Annotated in this window: 18 protein-coding genes and 1 tRNA gene; 9 read left to right on the forward strand and 10 right to left on the reverse strand. The window is 53.5% G+C overall.

Translation table 11 applies throughout. The features are described from left to right. Positions 1–13: 13 nt before the first annotated feature. Genes ACFOWX_RS08490 through ACFOWX_RS08505 form a run of 4 tightly spaced genes read right to left on the reverse strand, consistent with a single transcriptional unit; the run spans position 14 to position 2,339 of the window. Positions 14–685 carry a glutathione S-transferase family protein gene (locus ACFOWX_RS08490; RefSeq protein ID WP_381423150.1) on the reverse strand — a complete coding sequence of 224 codons (672 nt, stop codon included), beginning with the start codon at positions 683–685 and terminating at the stop codon, positions 14–16. Further along, positions 682–1,161, reverse strand: a complete 480-nt coding sequence (locus ACFOWX_RS08495) for a VOC family protein (RefSeq protein ID WP_381423151.1) — start codon at positions 1,159–1,161, stop codon at positions 682–684. The genes ACFOWX_RS08490 and ACFOWX_RS08495 overlap by 4 nt, the downstream gene beginning before the upstream one ends. Then, positions 1,158–1,961, reverse strand: a complete 804-nt coding sequence (locus tag ACFOWX_RS08500; RefSeq protein ID WP_381423153.1) for a VOC family protein — start codon at positions 1,959–1,961, stop codon at positions 1,158–1,160. Before ACFOWX_RS08500 ends, ACFOWX_RS08495 begins: the two co-directional genes overlap by 4 nt. Before the next feature lie 6 nt (positions 1,962–1,967). Continuing rightward, positions 1,968–2,339 (reverse strand): DUF1428 domain-containing protein, encoded by a 372-nt coding sequence (locus ACFOWX_RS08505; protein ID WP_381423155.1) that lies wholly within the window; start codon positions 2,337–2,339, stop codon positions 1,968–1,970. 77 nt (positions 2,340–2,416) lie between these two features. Here ACFOWX_RS08505 and cobS point away from each other — a divergent pair, with 77 nt between their 5' ends. Together cobS and ACFOWX_RS08515 are read left to right on the forward strand one after the other, a co-directional pair. Then, entirely contained in the window at positions 2,417–3,412 is a 996-nt protein-coding gene (gene cobS, locus ACFOWX_RS08510; RefSeq protein ID WP_381423157.1) for a cobaltochelatase subunit CobS, read from the forward strand. A 120-nt stretch (positions 3,413–3,532) separates the two neighbouring features. Beyond that, entirely contained in the window at positions 3,533–4,708 is a 1,176-nt protein-coding gene (locus tag ACFOWX_RS08515; RefSeq protein WP_381423159.1) for a hypothetical protein, read from the forward strand. Positions 4,709–4,732: 24 nt separating this feature from the next. Here the strand turns inward: ACFOWX_RS08515 and ACFOWX_RS08520 are convergent, their stop codons facing one another. Then, entirely contained in the window at positions 4,733–7,258 is a 2,526-nt protein-coding gene (locus ACFOWX_RS08520; protein ID WP_381423161.1) for a TonB-dependent receptor, read from the reverse strand. A gap of 215 nt (positions 7,259–7,473) precedes the next feature. Between ACFOWX_RS08520 and ACFOWX_RS08525 the strand changes: the two genes are divergently transcribed. From ACFOWX_RS08525 to ACFOWX_RS08550, 6 genes are read left to right on the forward strand one after another with little or no spacing between them, the layout of a single operon-like run. Then, positions 7,474–8,142 (forward strand): GntR family transcriptional regulator, encoded by a 669-nt coding sequence (locus tag ACFOWX_RS08525; protein WP_381423163.1) that lies wholly within the window; start codon positions 7,474–7,476, stop codon positions 8,140–8,142. A gap of 32 nt (positions 8,143–8,174) precedes the next feature. Further along, a complete protein-coding gene (locus ACFOWX_RS08530; RefSeq protein ID WP_381423165.1) occupies positions 8,175–9,101 on the forward strand; it encodes a hydroxymethylglutaryl-CoA lyase in 927 nt (308 codons plus the stop codon). Between the two features lie 27 nt (positions 9,102–9,128). Continuing rightward, on the forward strand, positions 9,129–11,177 hold the full coding sequence (locus tag ACFOWX_RS08535; RefSeq protein ID WP_381423167.1) for a hydantoinase/oxoprolinase family protein: 2,049 nt from the start codon (positions 9,129–9,131) through the stop codon (positions 11,175–11,177). Positions 11,178–11,188: 11 nt separating this feature from the next. Next, on the forward strand, positions 11,189–13,075 hold the full coding sequence (locus tag ACFOWX_RS08540; RefSeq protein ID WP_381423169.1) for a hydantoinase B/oxoprolinase family protein: 1,887 nt from the start codon (positions 11,189–11,191) through the stop codon (positions 13,073–13,075). Then, positions 13,075–14,274 carry a CaiB/BaiF CoA transferase family protein gene (locus ACFOWX_RS08545; protein ID WP_381423171.1) on the forward strand — a complete coding sequence of 400 codons (1,200 nt, stop codon included), beginning with the start codon at positions 13,075–13,077 and terminating at the stop codon, positions 14,272–14,274. The genes ACFOWX_RS08540 and ACFOWX_RS08545 overlap by 1 nt, the downstream gene beginning before the upstream one ends. After that, the gene (locus ACFOWX_RS08550; RefSeq protein ID WP_381423173.1) at positions 14,274–14,903 is read left to right on the forward strand and encodes an isochorismatase family protein; all 630 of its coding nucleotides are present in this window, start codon (positions 14,274–14,276) and stop codon (positions 14,901–14,903) included. The genes ACFOWX_RS08545 and ACFOWX_RS08550 overlap by 1 nt, the downstream gene beginning before the upstream one ends. A 53-nt stretch (positions 14,904–14,956) precedes the next feature. Here ACFOWX_RS08550 and ACFOWX_RS08555 read toward each other — a convergent pair whose 3' ends face one another. From ACFOWX_RS08555 to ACFOWX_RS08570, 4 genes are all read right to left on the reverse strand, one after another. Beyond that, entirely contained in the window at positions 14,957–15,967 is a 1,011-nt protein-coding gene (locus ACFOWX_RS08555) for a LacI family DNA-binding transcriptional regulator (protein ID WP_381423175.1), read from the reverse strand. 56 nt (positions 15,968–16,023) lie between these two features. Further along, positions 16,024–16,917 (reverse strand): ROK family protein, encoded by an 894-nt coding sequence (locus ACFOWX_RS08560; protein ID WP_381423177.1) that lies wholly within the window; start codon positions 16,915–16,917, stop codon positions 16,024–16,026. Continuing rightward, entirely contained in the window at positions 16,910–18,046 is a 1,137-nt protein-coding gene (locus ACFOWX_RS08565; RefSeq protein WP_381423179.1) for a glycoside hydrolase family 68 protein, read from the reverse strand. Before ACFOWX_RS08565 ends, ACFOWX_RS08560 begins: the two co-directional genes overlap by 8 nt. 80 nt (positions 18,047–18,126) lie before the next feature. Continuing rightward, on the reverse strand, positions 18,127–20,586 hold the full coding sequence (locus tag ACFOWX_RS08570) for a TonB-dependent receptor domain-containing protein (RefSeq protein WP_381423181.1): 2,460 nt from the start codon (positions 20,584–20,586) through the stop codon (positions 18,127–18,129). A 188-nt stretch (positions 20,587–20,774) separates the two neighbouring features. On the opposite strand from ACFOWX_RS08570, the gene ACFOWX_RS08575 reads away from it, so the two are divergent. After that, positions 20,775–22,124, forward strand: coding sequence for an MFS transporter (locus ACFOWX_RS08575; protein WP_381423183.1), 1,350 nt, complete (start codon positions 20,775–20,777; stop codon positions 22,122–22,124). 44 nt (positions 22,125–22,168) lie between these two features. Here the strand turns inward: ACFOWX_RS08575 and ACFOWX_RS08580 are convergent. Continuing rightward, a tRNA-Thr gene (locus ACFOWX_RS08580) sits at positions 22,169–22,244 on the reverse strand. Positions 22,245–22,323: the final 79 nt, after the last annotated feature.

Below are 22,323 nucleotides of genomic sequence, written 5' to 3' on the forward strand. Positions count from 1 at the left end.
CACTTCTCCCTTTTCAATCCCGATCCGCCCCGCCCAGCGTCCAATAATGCCGGTAAGGCCGCGCGTCTTCAACGCAGCGCGCCACCGATGGCCGGGCGAGTGCGCGGGCGCGGTAGGCTTTTAGCCGCGTTAATTCTTGGGGGATATCGTGCACCCAATCGGCGTAGAATAACGCGGGCGCTCCGGCGCAATCGGCAAGGCTGAATTCCTCACCGCACGCCCAGCCATCTTCTGGCAGCTTCTGTTCGAGCCACTCGTAAATCACCAACAGCGCGGCTTTTGCCCGCGCGATCCGCATCGGATCGGGCGTTTCTGTGATGAAGGGCAAATGCTCGCCGACAATCGCCTGCATATTGGCCATGACATGATTATCAAACACCCGGTCCATAAACCGCACCTCAAGCGCCGCCTCGGGATCGGATGGGATAAGCCGCCGCGTATCGGGATAGGCAAGGTCAAGATGTTCGATCAGGATGGTACTCTCGATAAGCACCCTGCCGCCATCCTCCAGCACCGGAAACTGGCCCGGCGGCCATAATTGACGCAGCCGCCCGGGCTTTTCAGGATTAGCGCTATGGTCATCCTCAACATTCCGCAATTCAAACGGCAAGCCCTTCTCGTAAAGCGCGATCATGGCCTTCCATGTGTAAGACGAAAAGGGATGGCCGTGCAGGATCATGGTCATCCCCGAACCGCCGCCTCAATCGCCGCGTGGTCGATCTTGCCCATCGTCATCATCGCTTCAAAGGCGCGTTTGGCAACATCGCCGCCCTGCGCCATGGCATCGGTCAGGATACGCGGGGTGATTTGCCAATTGAGGCCCCATTTGTCCTTGCACCAGCCGCAGGCGCTTTCCGCACCGCCATTACTGACAATGGCGGTCCAATAGCGGTCGGTTTCTTCCTGACTGTCGGTGGCTATCATGAAGGAAAAAGCCTCGCTGTGCGGGAAGATCGGGCCGCCGTTCAAACCGACGCAGGGGACGCCGCAGACCGTGAAGTGGACGACAAGCACATCGCCTTGCTGGCCTCCGGGGAAATCAAGCGGCGCGCGCTCAACGGCCCCAACGCAGCTGTCCGGGAAAATGCTGGCATAGAAATGAGCGGCCTCTTCGGCGTCTTTGTCGTACCAAAGGCAGATGGTGTTTTTGGCAATTGTCATTTCCGCATGCCCACCAAGCCAAAGCCTGCACCTTGCGGATCGCGTGCGACCAGTGAAAATTCGCCGCCGGGTATTTCCACCGGTTCCTGGATCATGCTGCCGCCGCCTGCCATAATCTGCTGTGCGGCCTTATCGATATCGGCCACGCGGAAATAATAGATCCAAGCGGAAAAAGGCATTTGCGGCGGTTTCGGCATGACCGCGCCCAGCATGAAGCCGCGATCATCGCCGACTTTCAGGAATTCATATTTTCCCATCGGGCCCATATCCATCTCGCCCTCTTTTTGCCATCCAAACAGATCGCCATAGAAGGCTTTGGCTGCCTCAGGGTCGCTGCTGTTTAGTTCATTCCATGCACAATGTCCCTCTGATGGCTCGGTCGCAGCGAAGCTTTGGCTCGCTGCATCGGGGCTGTCCGGCGCGGATAGCGGCTTCATTATGTAAAACATCGCGCCTTGCGGATCGGCCATAAATGCGATGCGCCCGACGCCCGGAATGTCCCATGGCTCCATATGTTTGGCCGCACCTGCTGCTTTCATCTTTGCTGCCGCAGCATCAACATCATCCACCGCGATATAGCCCACCCAGAATGGCCGTGCGCCGCCGTCCTTCATTTCCGGAGTCAACGCCATGATCCCGCCAACCTCGCTAATCGCCGAAGAGAAAATCCGGTAATCCATGCCTGGCGTGCCGCTATCCTTAAAATCCCAACCAAGTAGCGGGCCGTAAAATGTTTGCGCTGCACCCGCATCGCTGGTGATCAGTTCATACCAGATGAAATCGCCATGTTTATTCGGCATCGTGGCTTACTCCTTCATATCAACCACAGGCACAAATCCGCCAAAAATCATCCGTGCGCCGTCAAAAGGCATTGGGTGCTTTTCCTGATCCATTCGGGGGTCTGTGTTGCCGGGGTCCATCATTTGCGCCATAGCTGCATCGCGCGTTGCCTTATCCGGCCATTCGATCCAGCTGAAAATCACATCTTCATCTTCCTTGGCCTTCACCGCCATTCGGAAATCGGTGGTCTTGCCATCGGGCACATCATCGCCCCAACATTCCACTACCCGTAGCGCGCCCATTTCAATGAACATGCCGTCCGCCATTTCGGCATGCTCAATAAATTTCTGTTTATTCGCTTTCGGCACAGCGATTACAAAACCGTCAATATAGCTCATAAGCATATCTCCCTATCGACTCTGACCCCCTTTCATGATTATGGCATCAACCGACTATTAATGAAACGAGCATTCGCATGACAGACATTCCCAATATCTCCGCCGGAACCAGCGGCACCACCCTTTTGGACGCACCCGATACGAAGGTCAGCGTGCGTGACATATTCGGCATCGACATTGACATGGAATGTCCGGCCTTTAGCGAGGCCGACGAGCGGGTGCCCGATTTGGACCCCAGCTATGTTTTTGACGGTGATACCACGCTCGCCATATTGGCGGGATTTGCACATAACCGCCGGGTGATGGTGCAAGGTTACCATGGCACAGGAAAATCGACGCATATCGAACAAGTGGCGGCGCGGCTCAAATGGCCCTGCATTCGGATTAACCTCGACGCGCATATCAGCCGTATCGACCTTATCGGACGCGACGCGATTGTCCTGCGCGATGGGCAGCAGGTAACCGAATTTCGCGAAGGCTTGCTTCCTTGGGCGCTGCAGACACCGACTGCATTGGTATTTGATGAATATGATGCCGGACGGCCCGACGTGATGTTCGTGATTCAGCGGGTTCTGGAAACCGAAGGGAAACTGACTCTGCTCGACCAGAACCGGGTCATCCGCCCGAACCCATGGTTCCGCCTATTTGCGACCGCCAACACTGTTGGCCTTGGCGATACCAGCGGGCTATATCATGGGACGCAAGCCATCAACCAAGGTCAGATGGACCGTTGGAACATTGTTGTCGGTCTCAACTATCTGCCCGCAGAGGTCGAAAGCCGTATTGTGCTGGCCAAAGAATCCGGCACCGACGAACAAACCGTAAAAAATATGGTGAAAGTCGCCGAGCTGACACGGCAAGGCTTCATTGGCGGCGATATCAGCACGGTTATGAGCCCGCGCACCGTTATAACCTGGGCACAAAATACCGCGATCTTTAAGGATGTCGGCTTTGCCTTCCGCTTGTCTTTCCTCAACAAATGCGATGAAGAAGAGCGGACTTTGGTCGCCGAATATTATCAGCGTGTGTTTGGCACAGATTTGCCGGAAAGTGTCGTGGGCAAGGCGGCTTGAAACTGCTGCGATTGCACTTGCAGGCATATTTTTGTTGAACAAACCGGACAAAGGCAGAATGTTGTGTCAGATAGCGCTGATCGGTATCTGAAAAAAAGCCGGAGGCAGGGGGAGAAAAATATGCCGCGTAAATTATTACTGCGTTCGGTCGTCATATGCGCTGCGGCGCCGGCATTATTGCTATCTGCTCAATTGGGAAAGGCGCAAAGTCAGCCCGGGTGGCAAATTGTTTCGGACGAGAATGTTGATAGCGGCAACATCAAAAATATTCGCCATTCGGACGGTGATTCTATCGTCATCACGACCTATCCTCTTGAACAAAGCTTTGCCACTAATCCGGAAAAAAGCTTGGCGCAACTGGCGCAAACAATTCCCGGTTGCGGCACGGGTGAGTATGACACTTTGCCAGAAAGCAATAGTCACCTTTTGGTGACCAACGGCCGCAGGACCTGCGTTTTCATGTATAGCCGGTATGGTGACAAAGCCGGTTTGGTCATGGCCTTTGTTGTCGGACAGGAAATCGTCGATGTAATTGAGGTAGCCGACGGCGCATTACAAATTGCAATGCGCGAACAGCTGCCCGCGAAAATAGCTTCCAATGGCGTAGGCATAGCGGATCAGGCCCGCCAAACAGCACAAGCACAGCCACCAAAACAAACTATTCCTGCCGCGCCCGCAACCAGCGGCGACAGCAGCTTAAAGGCGTCCATAGACCGTATCCCTGCCGCAAATCGGCCCATTGGTATGGCATCGGTCGAAGGCGAATATGACAGCTATAACGCCTCTATCACCTTCGATAATTACCTGCTCTTTCCCGGCGGATATGCGATTAATTCGACATGCAAAGGCTGGAACCCAATTCTACCTCCGGCACGGCAAACGGATTGTTCAGTGGTCCGTTACACCGCGGCAGGACGCGGGATGGTGCGGATTGGCGGCAGCATGTCTGAAACCAATTTGTTTGAACCCTTCTCTGCGGGCGAGCGCGTTTCTTATGATTATGGCAATATTTCGGGCAATGGCGGGGCTGGTTATAGCCAGACAAGTGGCAGCGGCCTAAAGCTAACCCGCGACGGGCAAATCAGATTATCCGATTGGTCAGGAACATCACTCAGCGGCGGCAATTATTCCGGCTATGCTGGAAGCCAAGGCCAAATTTCTGGCCGCTATTATCTCGACGGTTACATCATTGCGATACAAGATGATGAGGGTAATATCAGCGCCAGTTTCATCGCCAAGAAAAACGAAGGCGGGGACCGCTATCTCTATCTAAATGGCGAATTATTTTGGGAATGAATGTCGTTGATTTAGGATTAGACCCTAAAACTTCATGCCCACTTCCAAACCCAATCGCTGCCGCGCGCCCGGGGAGATGAATGATCCGCCAAATTCTATCGCTGGGATCACCTCATTCAAATATTTCCGGTCGAGGAGATTATCGGCAAAGGCCGTGATCGACCAACGTTCACTTTCGAGCCCGAAGCGCAGGTCCAGAACGCCAAATGCCTCACGCCTCGTTATCGAAAAATCGGCATCGCCAACAAAGGCGGGGGGCGGGCCGGGCAAAGCGGAAATGGGCAATAGTCCGCTGAACAAAGTGGGTGACGTATTATTTTGAACCGTGTGGAACCAAGTGGGCCCGGTTATGCGGTAATCGGCGCGCATCACCAGGTCAAAGCTGCTGGCAATCGGGGCGACAATCTGTGTGCCCAAATTGATCGTATAGTCGGCGGTGTAAGGCGATTTATTCCCCACAGTCTGCGGGCGGGATGAATTTGCTTTAATCTCGCTTTCGGTCACATTGACTGAACCGAAAATGGTCCAGCCATCGACGATTTTGGCATTGGCGTTCATCTCCAAGCCATAAAGCTCTACATCATCAATATTGGATACCACGCGGAGCAAGCCAAAGCTGCCGACGAAAAATTCGAAAAATTGCATATCGTCAACCTTGGTATAATATCCGGCCAAGTCGAATGTTATGCGGTTGTCGAGCAGCGCGCCTTTCACGCCCGCTTCAAATGCGCTGGACCTCTCTTTGCGGAAATTATCCTCGATCAGGACATTGGTGCCAATGAATTGGTTGAAATTCTGATCAATGATTGCGGCTGAACCCTGATTGTTGAAACCGCCCGATTTGAAACCAATGCCCCAGTTGGCGTAAAGATTTATGTCATCTGCCACTTCATAACGCGCCGATATTTTTGGCTGCAATTGTTTGAAAGTCTGATTTTGATCGGCAATTGGGCCAAAGGCTTGACCGGGATTGATTGGGCCTCCGCTGAACGGATCGTTCGCGGTGGGCACCAAATTGGTCACCGATCGGTCCTCAATATCATAACGCAGCGCGACGCCGATATCGAAACGATCGCCAACCTCATAATCGATCGAACCGAAAACCGCATAGACATTGGTGTTGAAATTATCCGAAAACAGCTGCGATGTGGGGTTGCTACTGCTGGCATCGTTGAATAATTGCCTGCTAACGCCCTGCCCCAGATCTGCACCGATGCTGACGCCGACATTGCGGTCTATATTTAGGAAATAGCCGCCAATTTGCCAATCAAGCGGACCATCGCCATTGGATGCCAGCCGAATTTCCCCGCTAATGTCGCGTTGCTGCCGGATTTGCAGCTGTGTGCCGTCACAAGTTGTCGGACTATAAGGGCCAAAGGTCGAACCATTTGCCGGATCAAATAAGAATGGCACAGGCGTTGCGCCCACAAAACCCGGCTGGTTCACCGGAAAACCCGTTAGCGCTGCGGTGGTTGTAAAACAGCTATTTGACACTGCCACCGATGCGGGGGTTGTGCCGGGGAAAGTGAAGCGGGCAAAATCGGCGGATGTACCATCGGCGGTTAAAGCCTGATCCACGTCGCTATACAGCGCCCAAGCGGTAAGCGTCATATTTTCGAAATCATGGGTGATCTTTGCCGATGCTTCGAACGTCTGCTGATCATTGGTCGGCCGGATATTGGAATAATAGCGAAACGGATGATCGTTCACATCTTCGAAAAAGGCTGGATTCACGCCGGCAAAATTCGGCAGGTGGAACGCGGCATTAAAGTTGATGGATGCACCGGTCAGGTCGGCATAACGCGCCTTCAGATCCAGCTCCGTATCGTCACCCAACCGCGCAACAAACCGGCCGTCAACCGACCATGTTTCCTGATCATCAACGACTTTCCGATTACCAAGGAAAATGTTGCGAAAAAACCCGTCGCTCGTGCTGTAGGCGCCCGAAAGAACGATGCCCGCATTTTCTCCAACCGGGGCGGACACATAAGCAGAGCCGCGATAGGTATTATCCTGCGCCGCGCTAAACTGCGCTCCGCCTTCGAAATCGTTGCCGGGTTTCAATGTCTGAATCACGATTGCACCAGCGGCGGCGTTTCGGCCATATAACGCGCCTTGCGGGCCTTTTAATATTTCCACCTGCCGCAAAGTTCCCTGATCTTGGTTCAGCTGCGCCGTGTTGGTTTTCAAAATACCGTCGACCACCAATGCGACCGAACTTTCCGCATCGCGCGCGCCGTTTATGCCGCGAATATTGATTTGCGTGTCACCTGCCTCTGCGGTGCCGGTTACGATAGTGACGCCGGGCGTTAACTGCACAAATTCATCGGCTTTTGTCACGCCGGTGCGCTCTAAATCCGCTGCGCTAAATACCGTTACTGATGCCGGAACCTCGGCCAGCAGTTCATTCTGCCGCCGCGCGGTGACCACGATAACGTCGCTCTGACCCTCATCTGCGGTGGTTTCGGCCTCGGACCGCGCCCATGCCATGCTTGGTGACAGCGATGCCGCTGCGATGCCGGTCAACAATATATATTTGGTCATGCGCATGAAAACTCTCCCTATGTATATTTCTCAGCATAAAAAGCGCCAACGGTATCTCATCGCCTTCCCGCTTCCCGTTCCTCTCGCTTTTTCATTGGGCAGCACCGGGACTATCGCGGTATCAACCAATGTTTTTCGTCAATTTTATCCAAGCATCTATTGCGCTTTCTCATAATTATTGTATACAATTTAGAAAAGGTCAATAGGGATATAGAGACGGCATGACTAAGGCTTCGGAACGTGCCTATGGCCATATTCGCACGATGGTTCTGTCGGGCGAGTTAAAGCCGGGCGATCAAATTATCGAAGAACAACTCGCCGAAATTTGCGGCGTATCGCGGACGCCGGTGCGTGAGGCGTTGCGCCGTCTCGAGTCAGAAAAATTTATATATCGTAGCGATTCAAAACGCAGCTATGTATCGCAATGGACGGTCGAAGATGTCGAGGATGCTTTTGAATTGCGTTCGATGCTGGAGGCTTATGCGGCCAAAAGAGCAGCAACGCGGCTGACCGAAGAAAAACTGAATAAATTGCGGTACCATAACCGGAAAATTGAAGCTGCAATCCAGCAAACACCGCCGGATGTTCCAACCTTTTTGGAGCATAATCGGATGCTGCACGAAATTATTCTGGCGGCCGCCGATTCCCCTGCATTATCGGCCATGCTGCCGCAAATTGTAGAGCAACCCGTGGTTTTGCGCACTGCGCTGCATTACGATCTCGAGAACCTGCAGCGTTCCCATCATGAACATGCAGAGCTGCTCGCGGCCTTTGATCGGCGCGATGGGGATTGGGCGGCGTCGATAATGACCGGCCATATTCGCCGTGCCTTTCACGCCTATAGCGACGCGCATGACCGCGATCGGCAGGAAAATCGTGATGCAGCTTGATTTTTGTTCTTTTTGTATACAATATTGAGATTATGACTGATATTTCTGCCATTGAATTCGTCGAAGTTGGACCGCGCGATGGCCTGCAAAATGAACCTGTTTTGATAAAGACGGTCGATAAATTGGATCTCATCGAACGGGCTATCGCTGCGGGCATCAAAAGGATAGAAGTCGCCAGCTTCGTTAATCCAAAAAAAGTCCCGCAAATGGCAGATGCGGAGGCCGTGTGTGGCGGCCTAACCCCCTATACAGATGTGACCTATATCGGGTTGGTCCTGAACCAGCGCGGAGCCGAGCGGGCGTTGGCCGCGCAAGGGGTCAACCAACTCGGCGCGGTCTGCGTCGCAACCGACAGTTTCGCGATGGCCAATCAGGGTCAAAGCAGCGATGATTCTGTCGCAATTGCCAAAGAAATTATCACGTCGGCTCGGCAAAGTGGAAAAACAGCGCAGGTTACTATCGCCGCGAGCTTTGGCTGCCCGTTTGAAGGCGAAGTTGATGAACGGCGGGTAATTGATATGGCAGCAAACCTGGCACAGGCCGGCCCCTGCGAAATTGCGCTGGCCGACACGATCGGCGTGGCCAACCCCGCGCATGTCGCCCGGCTGGTATCCGCAGTCAGTGTAGCCATTGCGCCGCTGCCTGTGCGGGTTCATTTCCACAATACGCGCGGCACCGGCCTTGCCAATGTATGGGCGGCAATTGGTGCAGGAGCGCATATCATTGACGGGTCGATTGGCGGTCTTGGCGGATGTCCTTTTGCGCCGGGCGCAGCGGGTAATGTCGCGACCGAGGATGTCATCTATATGCTCGAACGGGCGGGAATCGCTACCGGACTTGATCTGGATAAACTGATTGAAACCGCAGGCTGGCTGTCGGCAAAAATGGGCAAGAACATGCCCTCGATGCTAAGCAAAGCGGGCGGATTTCCCAAAGCGAAGCCAGCCAAAGCAGCTTAGCGGGCCTATTATCGAAGGAGACATACATTGAGCTATCGTTTGGGTGTTGATGTTGGCGGGACATTTACCGATCTGTTGCTGTTCAACGAGGAAAGCGGGGCGTTCTGGCGGCATAAAACACCGTCAACGCCGCAGGATAGCTCGCTGGGCATTTTGAACGGCGTAGAGGTTGTTTGCCGCGAGGCAGGTGTTTCCTTATCCGAGGTTGATTATTTCCTCCACGGAACAACAGTTGCCACCAACGCCGTGCTGGAGGGCAAAGGCGCACGCGTCGGTTTGATAGTGACAGAGGGCTACCGCGACATCATGCAAATTGCACGCAGCTTTGTGCCTGGTGGTCTGGCCGCCTGGATCATATGGCCCAAACCACAGCCACTTGCGGCGCTTGAGGATACCATAGCGGTCAAAGGCCGGATGGATGCCGATGGCAATGAAGTGCGGCCAATCGATGAGGATGAAATTCGGGCAGCGTTGGAGCAGTTGAAATTGCAAGGGGTGGAGGCGATCACCGTATCGCTAATCAACGCATATGTCAGCGGCGCGCATGAAAAACGAATTGGTGAGATCGCAGCTGAAGTGATGCCCGGCGTCCCAGTGTCACTAAGCCACGAAGTATTACCGGAAATGCAGGAATATGAACGCACATTATCGACCGTTGCCAACGCGTCGGTGCGCCCGGTTGTGAGCCGTTATGTCAGCAATCTTCGCGGTCAGCTGGAACAAGGCGGGCTGACCGGCAAGTTAAGCCTGCTCCGCTCTGATGGCGGCCTTATGTCGTCTCAAAAAGCGGAGGAACATCCGGTCAATATCCTGATGTCAGGTCCAGCAGGCGGAGTGACGGGTGCATTATGGGTTGCGAAAAATGCGGGACTTAAAAACATCCTTACCCTTGATGTTGGCGGCACGTCCACCGACGTCGCCCTGATCGAAAATCTGGAGCCGAGACGGCAGCGCACGACCGAAGTCGGACATTTATCGGTCCGCGCCTCCGCGCTTGATGTAAAAACGGTGGGCGCAGGCGGTGGTTCGATTGCCTATGTCCCGGAGCTAACCGGGGCCCTGCGGGTTGGGCCGCAAAGCGCAGGTGCAGTTCCCGGCCCGGTGGCTTATGGCAAAGGCGGCACGGAACCTACCGTCACGGACGCCAATGTTGTTCTGGGTTATCTGCCGGAAAATCTGCTCGGCGGCTCGTTCAACCTCGACCGGGAGGGCGCGAAGAAATCTGTGCAGAAAATTGCCGATGCGCTGGGCGTTGATTTGATGGCGGCCGCGCGCGGGATCATCGATATTGTGAATGAAAATATGTTCGGCGCGCTGCGGATGATAAGCGTGCAACAAGGATATGATCCGCGGCATTTCGCGCTGATGGGATTTGGCGGCGCTGGCCCGCTGCACGTAAATGCGGTTGCAAAGCTGATGGGCAGCTGGCCCGCGGTGTCGCCTGTTTCCCCTGGTGTATTATGCGCTTTGGGTGATGCCACCACCAGGATGAGAACCGAAACAGCGCGCAGCTATTCAAAGCTGGAGACGCAAACCAGCGTGCCGGATTTGATTGCGTTGCTGACCGAAATGGAAGCGCAAGTGCGGGGCGAGCTATTGGCGGACGGCGTCGCACAGGACAAGATTGAGAGCCAATTCGAAGTGGACGTGCGCTATTCGGGGCAAGCATTTGAGGTGCCAATGCCCGTCACCATTGCTATGCTGGAAAAAGACGGCCTAGGCGCGCTGATCCAGCGGTTCGACGAAGAGCATGAGCGGCTATTCACCTTTACGATGGATACCCCGCATGAAATCGTCAACCTGCGTGCCGTTGCAATGGGTCAGGCGCTGAACCTGCCAGCCGCTGAATTGGCGAAGGGTAATGGCGATCCGACCTCCGCCAAAATGCGTGACCATAAATTATGGATGAACGGGCGGGAACAAGATGCGGTTATTTATGATCGCAACAAGTTGAAACAGGGCGATATCATCGCTGGCCCCGCCATCATTGTCGAAATGGATTCGACCACCCTGATCGAAAGTGATTGTATCGCCACCGTAGATGCAGTCGGCAACATCCTCATCAACCCGGCGTAAGGAACAAGACCATGCCAGCAACCATCGTCGAAACCAACAAAACGCCCTTCAAATCGGTTGAGCTTGATCCGGTCACGCTCGACATTATCGAAAATGCCTTGCGCAATGCCCGCATCGAAATGGACGCGACATTGGTGCGCACCGCCATGTCACCGGGCATTCGGGAACAGGGCGACGCCTTCCCCTTGATCGCCGACCATAATGGCAAAATGATCGTGGGGCAGTTTGGCAGTTTTATTGACGGCTTTCTGAGGCAGTTTGATGGGACATTGGAGGATGGCGACATGATTTTCCTGTCCGATCCGTATAGCTGTGAAGGCGCGATCAGTCATAATAACGACTGGCTGGTGCTGCTGCCCGTGTTTAAGGACGGCCGCCTGCTGGCCTATACCGCAATGTTTGGGCATCAATCGGATATCGGCGGCAAAGTCGTGGGTTCTATGCCGATCGATGCCAAATCCATCTTTGAAGAGGGCGTGCGTATTCCGCCGGTAAAAATCTGGCGCAAGGGCGAATATAACGATGACCTGATGAAGCTGGTCATGCACCAGACACGCAAACCCGATTGGTGCCAGGCCGATCTAAACGCGCTCATTGCCTCTTGCCGGGTCGCCGCGCGCCGGGTGATTGAAATGGCCGACCGTTTTGGCGACGATATCTATGTATCGGCCACACAAATGCTACTGCAACGCAACCACCGCGCGATGAAGGCATTGATTGCCATGGCAATTGCCGAAGCCCCGGTCAGTTTTGAAGATTATGTTTGCGATGACGGCCTTGGTTATGGGCCCTATAAAATCAAATGCACCATGTGGCGCGACGGTGACAAAGTCATCCTGGATTTCGATGGTACTGACCCGCAAAGCGCGGCATCGATCAATTTCTACCTGAACGAAAATATGTTCAAAATGTTTTTCGGCATTTACATGATCATGGTTTTCGATCCGCAGATATTATTCAATGACGGGTTTTACGACCTGATCGATGTCCGTATTCCCGAAGGCAGTTTGCTGAAACCAAAATTCCCCGCCGCACTGTCGGGGCGTACCCATGCACTCGGCCGGATATTCGACATATTGGGCGGCCTTTTGGGACAGAAGACGCCCGAATTCCTGAACGCCGCAGGGTTTAGTTCCAGCCCCCATCTATTCTATTCGGGCAATGACAATCGCGCTGGCAAAGGCGGCGAATGGTTCCAGCTATTCCAAATCGGCTTTGGCGGCATACCGGGACGCCCATTGGGCGATGGCCCCGACGGTCATTCGCTGTGGCCCGGTTTTACAAATGTGCCCAATGAGTTTTTGGAACGCTATTTCCCGCTGCGCATCGAACGATATGAAACCGAACCGGATTCGGGTGGTGCGGGCCTACATAGGGGCGGCAATGGCATTCATATGACATATCACTTCCTCGCCGATGGAACCGTGTCCATCCATGACGACCGCTGGTTCGTTCCGCCTTGGGGCGTCAACGGCGGTCTGCCCGGAAAAAGGGCCAGAAAACTGCTCGTCCGAACCGATGGCAGCGAGCAAATCGTTGGCAACAAGCAAGAGGATATTGAGGTCAGAACAGGTGATGAGTTGCATTATATCACTTGGGGTGGCGGCGGCTGGGGCGACCCGCTGGAACGTGATCCGGCATTGGTTGTAAAGGAGATAACCCAAGGACTGGTGACGCCCACAGGCGCGCTGGATTATGGCGTCGTGGTCAGCAGTGATGCTGAGGTCGACACTGCGGCAACCGAAAAACTGCGCGGCGAAATGAAGGCGGTCAGAGGTGAACTCAAACTGTTTGACTATGGTCCATCCATTGAAGAGCTGCGCGCCAATTGTGAGGCCGAAACCGGACTGCCTGCACCAAGGCAGCCCGTTTGGAACATCTCAGAGGCCGCTGAATAATGGGCGATAAAACTAACCATGGCGCCCTAAACGGTTTGCGCGTGATTGAAATGGGGCAGCTTCTTGCTGGACCATTTTGCGGGCAACTGCTGGGTGATATGGGCGCTGAGGTGATCAAGGTCGAACCGCCTGGAACCGGCGACCCCATGCGGCTATGGGGTCAGGGTGAGGAAAAGGTGCAATGGGAAGTTATTGCTCGCAATAAAAAATCCGTATCGATCAATTTGCGCGTTGCCGAAGGGCAGAATCTGGCGCGCAAGCTGATTGGCACTGCCGATATATTGATCGAAAATTTTAAGCCCGGCACCATTGAAAAATGGGGGTTGTCGCCGGAAATATTGCACGGAGATAATCCCGGACTGATTATCGCCCGCATGTCCGGCTATGGCCAAACCGGTCCTTATTCATCGCGCGCCGGTTTTGGCGGCATTGGTGAAGCCATGGGTGGCTGGCGTTATATTGTCGGCGAACCAGACCGCCCGCCAAGCCGTATGGGTATTTCCATCGGCGACACGTTGACCGCGACATATGGCTGTATGGGCGTGCTCGCCGCGCTCCATCACCGCAGCCGGACGGGTGAGGGTCAGGTCGTCGATGCGGCTTTATATGAAAGCGTGTTGCAAGTCATGGAGGGATTGGTTCCCGAATATGACCATGGCGGGGTGATCCGAGAACGGTCTGGTTCTGTGTTAAAAGGAATTGCGCCCTCCAATGTGTATAGCTGCGCCGACGGTGAATATATGATCGGGGCGAATAAAGACGAACTGTGGCAGCGTTTAGCCGCCGTGATGGGGCAACCAGAATTGGGGAGCGACCCAAAATATGCGACCCACATTGCGCGCGGCAAAAATCAGGCCGAGCTTGACGAATTGATCAATGATTGGACGAAAAGCCGCAGCGTGGAGGAAGTGGACCAGTTGATGATCCAACATTCCATCCCCGCTGGCCGTGTCTACCGCGCGCCTGAAATGATCGCGGATCCGCATTTCCAAGCACGCGGCGCAATTATCGATGTGGAAACGGAACGGTTCGGCCAGATCAAAATGCAAAATGCTTTCCCCTATCTATCGGCAACGCCCAGCGGCGTGCGCTCCCCTGCGCCATCCATAGTGGGGCAGCATAACGAAGCCGTTTACGGCGCGCTGCTTGGCCTTGATGCTGCGGAGTTGGTACAAATGGCACAAGCCGGAATAATCTGATGCCCCGCCATGATGGCTTAACGCAAAGCTATACCGACGCTTTTGGCGGCCGATTGGAATTTGGCAGTCGCCCTGCCCTGTTGATTGTAGATTTTGTGATGGCTTATCTGGACCCACAGTCGCCATTTTATGCGGGCGTCGAAGATGCATTGGGTAGCAATGTCCGATTGCTGGCAGCAGCAAGGATGGCTGCGATGCCGGTGTTTTTCACCAATGTCGAATATGAACATGGCGGCGGTAATGGCGGCCTATTCTATCAGAAAATCCCAGCGCTACGTGTTTTCGAAAAGGGATCGCCATTAGGTGCTTTTCCGCCCCAACTCGCTCCCCGCAACGGGGAAACGGTCATTACCAAACAATATGCCAGCGCCTTTTTCGGTACCGATTTGACGCGGCGGCTGCGTCAGATGGATATCGATACGCTGATCATAACCGGCCTATCGACCTCTGGCTGTGTCCGCGCAACCGCGCTGGATGCGCTACAAAATGGCTTTGCCCCGTTCGTCGTGCGTGAGGCGTGCGGCGACCGCCACCCTGCACCCCATGAAGCAAACCTGTTTGATTTGCAGGCCAAATATGCTGAGGTCATCAGCGAGGCCGAAGCAATAGAGTTTATGTCCAGCGAGTAATCGGGTGCTCAACTAGGGTCCGGACCCTCAAGCCGGCCGATAATCCCTGCCGATTAAGCCGAACCGCGCATAATAATTTTCGGTTTCATTTCCAGCGAACCGGTCGTTTTTCCATCTAACAATCCGAATAGTTTTTCGATCATTATTCTCGCCCCTGCCTCCAAATCCTGTTTCACCGTAGTCAACGGCGGAATTGTATGGGAGGCCAAGGCCACATCATCAAACCCTGTAACCGCAACGTCGCTTGGAACATTTAATCCATGATCCGATAAAGCACGGATGGCAGACATGGCAATAACATCGGTTGCGGCCACAATGCCGTCAATTTCCGCCGGTTCGTCAAAAAATTTGCTCAGTTCGGTATAAGCGTTTTCTGCAACAAGATCGATGGCCATCGTGGTCACAAAAACGTCATCACCTGCTGCGGCGCAGGCATCATGAAAACCAATTTCGCGCTGTTTGATTTCAGGTGCACTGGGATCGCCAAGGAACATCAGCCTGCGGCGTCCCTGGCCGATTAGATGTTCGGTAATAAGGCGAGCGCCCAAGCGGTTGTCGGTGCCAACACTGATATGATTTTGGCCAGGCATACACGCGCCCCACACCACCATCGGGGCAAATCTTTTTGAGACGCGTTCTATTGTTTCGGTTTGGTTCGATTGTCCAACAATGATCAGCCCATCTATCCGTCCGCTGTCGATCAAACGGTCGAGCCAAAGTTCATCCGTAGGGATAACTTTGGACAGCAGCATGTCATATCCTTTGTCCGAAATTGCATCGGCCAGATGGCCCAGCATCATCAGAAAAAATGGATCGGTAAGATGCTGATCTTTTTGATGGCCGAGTGGCAAGACGACACCAATCGACTGGCTGCGGCGTAACCGCAGGTTGCGGGCCTGCATATTGGGCCGGTATCCATGCTCCTGCGCCAGCCGGGAAATCCGCTCGCGCGTATCGCTGGTAATCGCCTCATTCCCGGCAAGCGCGCGGGACACAGTGGATACCGATACACCAGCAATCTTGGCTAGATCGGCCATATTTATCGTACGATTAGGAATGTTCACCCCCAATCTCTTAGCGTGATGAACAGGCGGCATACAAGTATTTTAGCGGGCAGGAATCAACTCAGAGACTGCAACCCGACCGCAACGGCACCCATGGGGCCGGCCTGATCGCCCAGTTTGGGGTGCATGATCATATCCTGCACCGCAGCCGCATCCATATTTGGCAAATATCCGGCGATTAATTCCGGTAGCTGTTTCAACGCCCCTTGCAATAGATGCGGTGCCCCCATCCCAACGCCGCCACCGACCAGTATTTTATGCGGTGAAACTGTAAGGATAAGCGATGTGAGCAGCTGCGCTAAATCGTGCGCTGGTGCGTCCCAGCGTATGTCATTTGGGCCGATTTGATCTGCACTGGCGCCAAAGCGCGCCTCTAGCGCAGGTCCGGAGATTAAACCTTCCACACAATCGCCGTGAAACGGGCATATCCCCGGAAAATCATCACCCGGTAACCGGCGCGTTAAAATATGTCCGATTTCTGGATGCATACGCCCGCGCACCGGAACACCGTCAATCACGATACCGCCGCCAAGCCCGGTTCCGATTGTTATATAAACAACATTTGGCGCCCCTTTGCCTGCACCCCATTTATATTCCGCCAGTGCGGCGGCGGTAACATCGGTTTCGATGGAAATGGGACAATTGAAAGCGCGCTGCAATGATCCGAGCACATTCGCCCCGGTCCATCCGGGCTTAGGCGTTTTCAAGATATGGCCATAATCGGCATCAGCGGGATCCAGACAAATGGGACCAAAGCTCGCAACGCCGATCGCGTCAAAGCGCCGCTCTTCATTCCAACCGTTCAGCGCCGCAGCCAATTTGGCCAATGTGTCATCAGGATCGCGTGTCTCAAAACGCCGCTCAGCCAAAATCTTCTCACCATCGGAAACCATAGCGATACATTTTGTCCCGCCAAGTTCCACAGCACCAATATGTGGCAATTTATCCATGGGCCAATTTGTCATTATCGCATGTCACCGCTAGCTGAGACTGATTGCCAGTCAGGGCGATACGCAAAAATGGGGCGGCAGTCCCGCCAAAACTGTCTGCTACAAGGGATGGATTGCCAGTTAGCGATCGCCCCTTTAACCCCCAGTGATCGATAAAGCTGCTCACCAGCAATTCCTTGGTCACGTGCCAGCTATAAGTTTGCGATGGCTCTTCTTTCGGATTTGCCAATACCAATCCTGTTTCGTTCAGTGGTTCATATTGGCCAAATAAACTGTTAGCGACCATGCCGTATAATCCAGTAGGCCCAATCGGGCCGTCCGGATTAAACGTCGATGCCTGTGTTGACCAGAACGCATAATAGCGCCCTTCATGCGCCACGACATGCGCTCGTTCCAATTCGTTATTGACACCGTCGGCATGAATGAGCGCAGGCAATAATTCCCATTTGGAAGAAGCCGTTTTGCGGGCAATACCCATGGCACCGCGATAAGCAGAGGCGGAGCCGACAACCGAGGCCGAAAATATCAGATATTCCTGCCCATCGGCAGGATCACAGAAATAGGCCGGATCGCGAAATGCGGTAATTTTTCCCGGCTCCCCGCTTTGCTGATCTGCTACAGGATAATGAGCGCCATCATTTTCAACCGAGATTACCGGGAAAGTCCAATCGGTAATCCGTCCATCATCCTGAAGACGTCCGTGAGTTTCAAAAAGCTGCTGTTGATATCCGCCCGGTATATCGGCCCTACCGGCTGCGGTAAAAAATAATGTTACAACATCGCCTTGCAGCAACGCAGTGCCGGCCCATTCGCGCTCATAACTGACCATCATTTCGGGCAATGCAGGCCCCAAATCACGCCACACACCGCCGGCATAATGCATCAACCGGACTTTGGCCTCAAAATGGCGCAATGCCGGATCGCCGCGATCAGGCGCGGACAGCAGCATCCACAGCGCACCGTCATTAATCTGCGCAATGGAACCATCGCTGAGCTGTACGGGCCACATATCCCAAAACACAAGACCTTCAGCGAGCGGCTTCACATTATCCGCCGTTATCACCGGAACGGCGGTATAGGGCTGCTCCGTGATCGTCGATATGTGATCCTTGGTCCACACAGATGTCATACGTTTCTATGCCCTAGATTATACCTATAAAAGAAGGGGCTATGCCACATAACAAAGCAGCATAGCCCGTATAGTGTCGATCAGAAATCGAATTTAATCGCCGCCGATATCGTGCGTCCATTGATCGAACGTGCCCGAACAATACCATTGGCAGGAATGCTGCCTTCTTCTGCTTCGGTGAAGCCAGTGGTGTTGAACAGATTGTTGGCATTCAGCGACAATTGCACCCGCTGGGTTGGCCGAACGGACAGAAACGCATTAACCTGAGTAAAGGCAGGCAAGACCAACCCTTCATTATCCTGCGCAAAGCTCTCCGTTGTCCCGACGATATTCGCACCGATAGTGAAAAGGTCTGTCGAATATTGCGGCGTGATTTGATAAATCAGGTCAGCTTGGCGGCGCGGGCGATTGCCTTCATTTCCTGGTGAAATCAAATCGCGGGTGATTTTTGCATCCGTGTAAGTCGCACCCGCCGATAGCGAAAAATCGCCGACGGAGACCGAGCCTTCCAATTCAATACCAGTTGCGCGGTAACTGCGGCTGAAAACGGTTTGCGTGCTGGCCTCAAAATTTTCCTCTTCGGTCGTGGCGCGGAATATCGTCCCGTAAAGCTGCACACCGCTTGATTTATATTTCGCGCCAATTTCGAGCTGACGCGTAAAATCAATGGCGACATCGCTATTCAGCAACGCACCGCTGGCATTGTCGATATTATTGCCGTTGAACAAAATACGGTCAGCATTGGCCCGTCCGCCGCGGCTATAGCGGGCAAATGCCGAGAGATCGTCGGTAAACCGGTAATTTGCCCCTAAAGAATAGCTGACATAGTCATATTTATAATTGACCAAGCCCGGCTGATTCAACGGCACGATACTGGTGCTATTTTCTGCAGCAGATATCGTGCCATCGCCATTCACGTCAACTGCCGCGACGCCAACACGTCCGCCACCAAGATCAGCACCGAAAACCTCTCCTTCTGCTGATCCAAAATCAAAGCGGATCGAACCATCGAGGGTCAAACCGCCCGTGTTGAAATTGGCGGATAAAAATGGCGCATTGGTGTCATAAGTCACGTCATAAACGCGGCGGCAGCAATTTCCGAAGAAGCTGGCCCCATAGGCAACAGTCCCGTTGTCGGTAAGCGCAGTTCCGCCAGCATCAAATGCATCAATCAAAGCTGCATCTCCGCCGCCGCGAACTTCAAGCAAATGGGAAGTCCATAGCCACTCTGTGCTGATATCTTGGCGTGATTTATAAAAGCCAGCCGTCAGATCCAAAGTGGACTCACCCAAATCAACGGTCTTCGACAGACGCAGGTCGTTGGTGATGTTATCCAAACTATTCAACCGTGTGTTGAACAGGACAATTCGCGCAACAAGGGAAGCCGGACCAACCAAATCGCCCGCATTGGCTCCATTGGCAAAACGCAGAACTGTCCCGGCGCCGAAATCACCGGCGACGTTCGTTGCAGTATCAATCGATCCGGGGAATGGCGACACAAAGCTTCCGGACACATCCGAATAGCGGAAACGGTTGGTTAAATTTAATCCTTCTGCGACATCAAAGTTGGCTTCAAAACCGAATGATTTCACAACCGGATGCTGCCCTTCACGAATGTCGAAGCGTTCGGGGTTATTCCCGGCATTTAACGAAGTCGCACTTAAGAAATTGCGCGAATGCAGGCTGTCTTCGTTAATGTCAAAATTGGGCACATTGACATAATCCGGATTTGCATTTGTGCCGGTTACCAAAACCGGGTTCGGCAAATAACCGACCGCATTGTCATTCAAATATTTTCCGAAGAAACGGATATAACCAGCATCAAATTTCTTGGTGATGTTTAGCTTAATCTGACCGCCTTTATTGCCATCATATCCAATGTCGCGTGGGCCTTCGCCCTGACGATAGAAACCGCCCACATGGAAATATAAATCTTCGGCAAGTTGCCCGCCATAATCGGCATCCAAGCGGTATTCGCCATAACCGAGTCCGGTCAAAAGCTGCAGCGAACCGCCTTCACGCTCGCCTGTTTTTGAGATCAGGTTGATGATCCCGCCCGGTGAGTTGGACGCAAATGTTGAAGCGGAGCCACCCCGGATCGATTCGACCCGCGCGACATTAAAGTCGGAACGCAGAAAAATGTCCGCATTACCAAAAGTGATGTCACCAAATTCCAAAACGGGAATGCCATCTTCATGCAGCTGCAAAAATTTCGCGCCGCCCGATGCCACGGGCAAACCGCGAACTTGAATATTCGCATTACCCTCACCGCCCGATGACTCGGACCGCACACCGGGCAAGTTGCGGAACAGCTCCGCAACCGACCGCGGCGAGGCATTGGCGATTTCTTCTGTGCCCAGCGAACTGACCGACACCGATGTGTCCAGACTATTTTGCCCACGCGCCACGCCGGTGACGATGATTTCAGTAACCTCTTGGGTGTCGGCCGTTTCTTCGGACGGTGCATCTTGAGCTATCGCAACTTGCGATGTTGCGAGCACAGACACAGATGCCAGCATAAAATTACGAACCAGTTTCATGATTAATTTCCTCCAATTTTTGCGCTTTGTGAAACACGCTCTCTCGACTTCGGTGTTTTGGTTATGGCGTTATGCAAACGATTGCAATATTAAAATTCAATTTTGCTGCAATCGTTTGCATAAATTTGAATCCTGTTGTAAGAATGTCGCAATTCATCGGATGTCGGACGTTTACCGACTGTAATATAATGAAAAAGGGTAATTTGATGGGAGAGAGCATCAAACCGCGCCTTAGTCTGTGGCGCATCATCGAAATGAATATCGGTTTTTTCGGTTTGCAGTTCAGCTTCGGCCTACAGCAAGCCAATATGACGCCCATTTACCGGTTCCTCGGCGCAGACGAAGCGACCATGCCGCTATTATGGCTTGCCGGTCCAGTGACGGGCTTATTGGTTCAACCGGTCATCGGGGCAATCAGCGACCGGACCATTTCGCGGTTTGGCAGGCGCACTCCCTATTTCCTGATCGGGGCCATCATTTGCACCATCTGCCTGTTCCTCATGCCTTATTCCCCCGCATTATGGGTTGCGGCATCTTTATTATGGCTGCTTGATGCTGGCAATAATATCACCATGGAACCGTATCGCGCCTATGTTGCGGACCGGTTGGAACAGGATCAACAACCTGTCGGCTTTCTAACGCAAAGTGCATTTACCGGTCTGGCGCAATGCCTATCCTATGCGGCGCCATCGATATTGGTCGCATTCGGTTTTTCGAAGATTGAAAGCGCGGAAAACGCCATTCCCGACATTGTGAAAATCGCCTTCGTTATTGGAGCGATTCTGTCGATCTCGACGATAGTCTGGTCCGTGCTGCGCGTACCAGAACTGCCCCTGACCGAAGAAGAGCGGGCCAAAATAATGGCAAAACCGCTCAGCACCACTGGTGTGTTCACCGACATATTTGAGGCTATTCGCGATATGCCGGTTGCCATGAAACAGCTTGCCTTGGCGATGCTGTGTCAATGGTATGCAATGTTCGTATATTGGCAATATATATCGCTGTCCGTGTCGCAGTCGGTATTTGGCACCACCGAGGCGTCGTCGCCATCCTATATCGACGCGACCCTGTTGTCGCAGCAAATGGGCGTGTTATACAATGCAGTGGCATTTATCGGTGCTTTAATGTTGATCCCGCTGGTTCGCCGGTTCGGGGCAAAATATATGCACGCGATCTGCCTGACTGCATCGGGTGTCGCCATGCTCTCCATTGCCAATATATCCGATCCTTGGTTGATATTCCTGCCCATGGTGGGGATTGGCCTAGGGTGGGCCGGGATGATGGGCAACACCTATGTGATGCTAGCCAAATCCATCCCGCCCGAACGCAATGGGATATATATGGGCATATTCAACATGTTCATTGTGATTCCAATGTTCATTGAAACCCTTACCATGCCGCTAATCTACCGGCCGCTTCTCGGCGGATCACCAACCAACGCGCTCATGTTGGCGGGCATATTGATGCTGCTGGGCGCATTGGCGACGATGCGCATCACCCAAGGGCAAGGCCAAGAACGAACCGCCGCTCCCGCTTGATGACCCGGACGAATGCTGGCCAAACGGGCTGATGATGAAAATGATGGTGCCGCCTATAGGATTCGAACCTACGGCCCCCGCATTACGAATGCGATGCTCTACCAACTGAGCTAAGGCGGCATATCGGCTTGGTGCACGATGCGGATAGCGCATATATCGCGCCGCGATCAAATTCAAGCGCCCTTGTTGCTCGCAGGCA

Origin of the sequence: Sphingorhabdus arenilitoris, assembly GCF_042651485.1 — a bacterium.
Lineage (GTDB): Bacteria > Pseudomonadota > Alphaproteobacteria > Sphingomonadales > Sphingomonadaceae > Sphingorhabdus_B > Sphingorhabdus_B arenilitoris.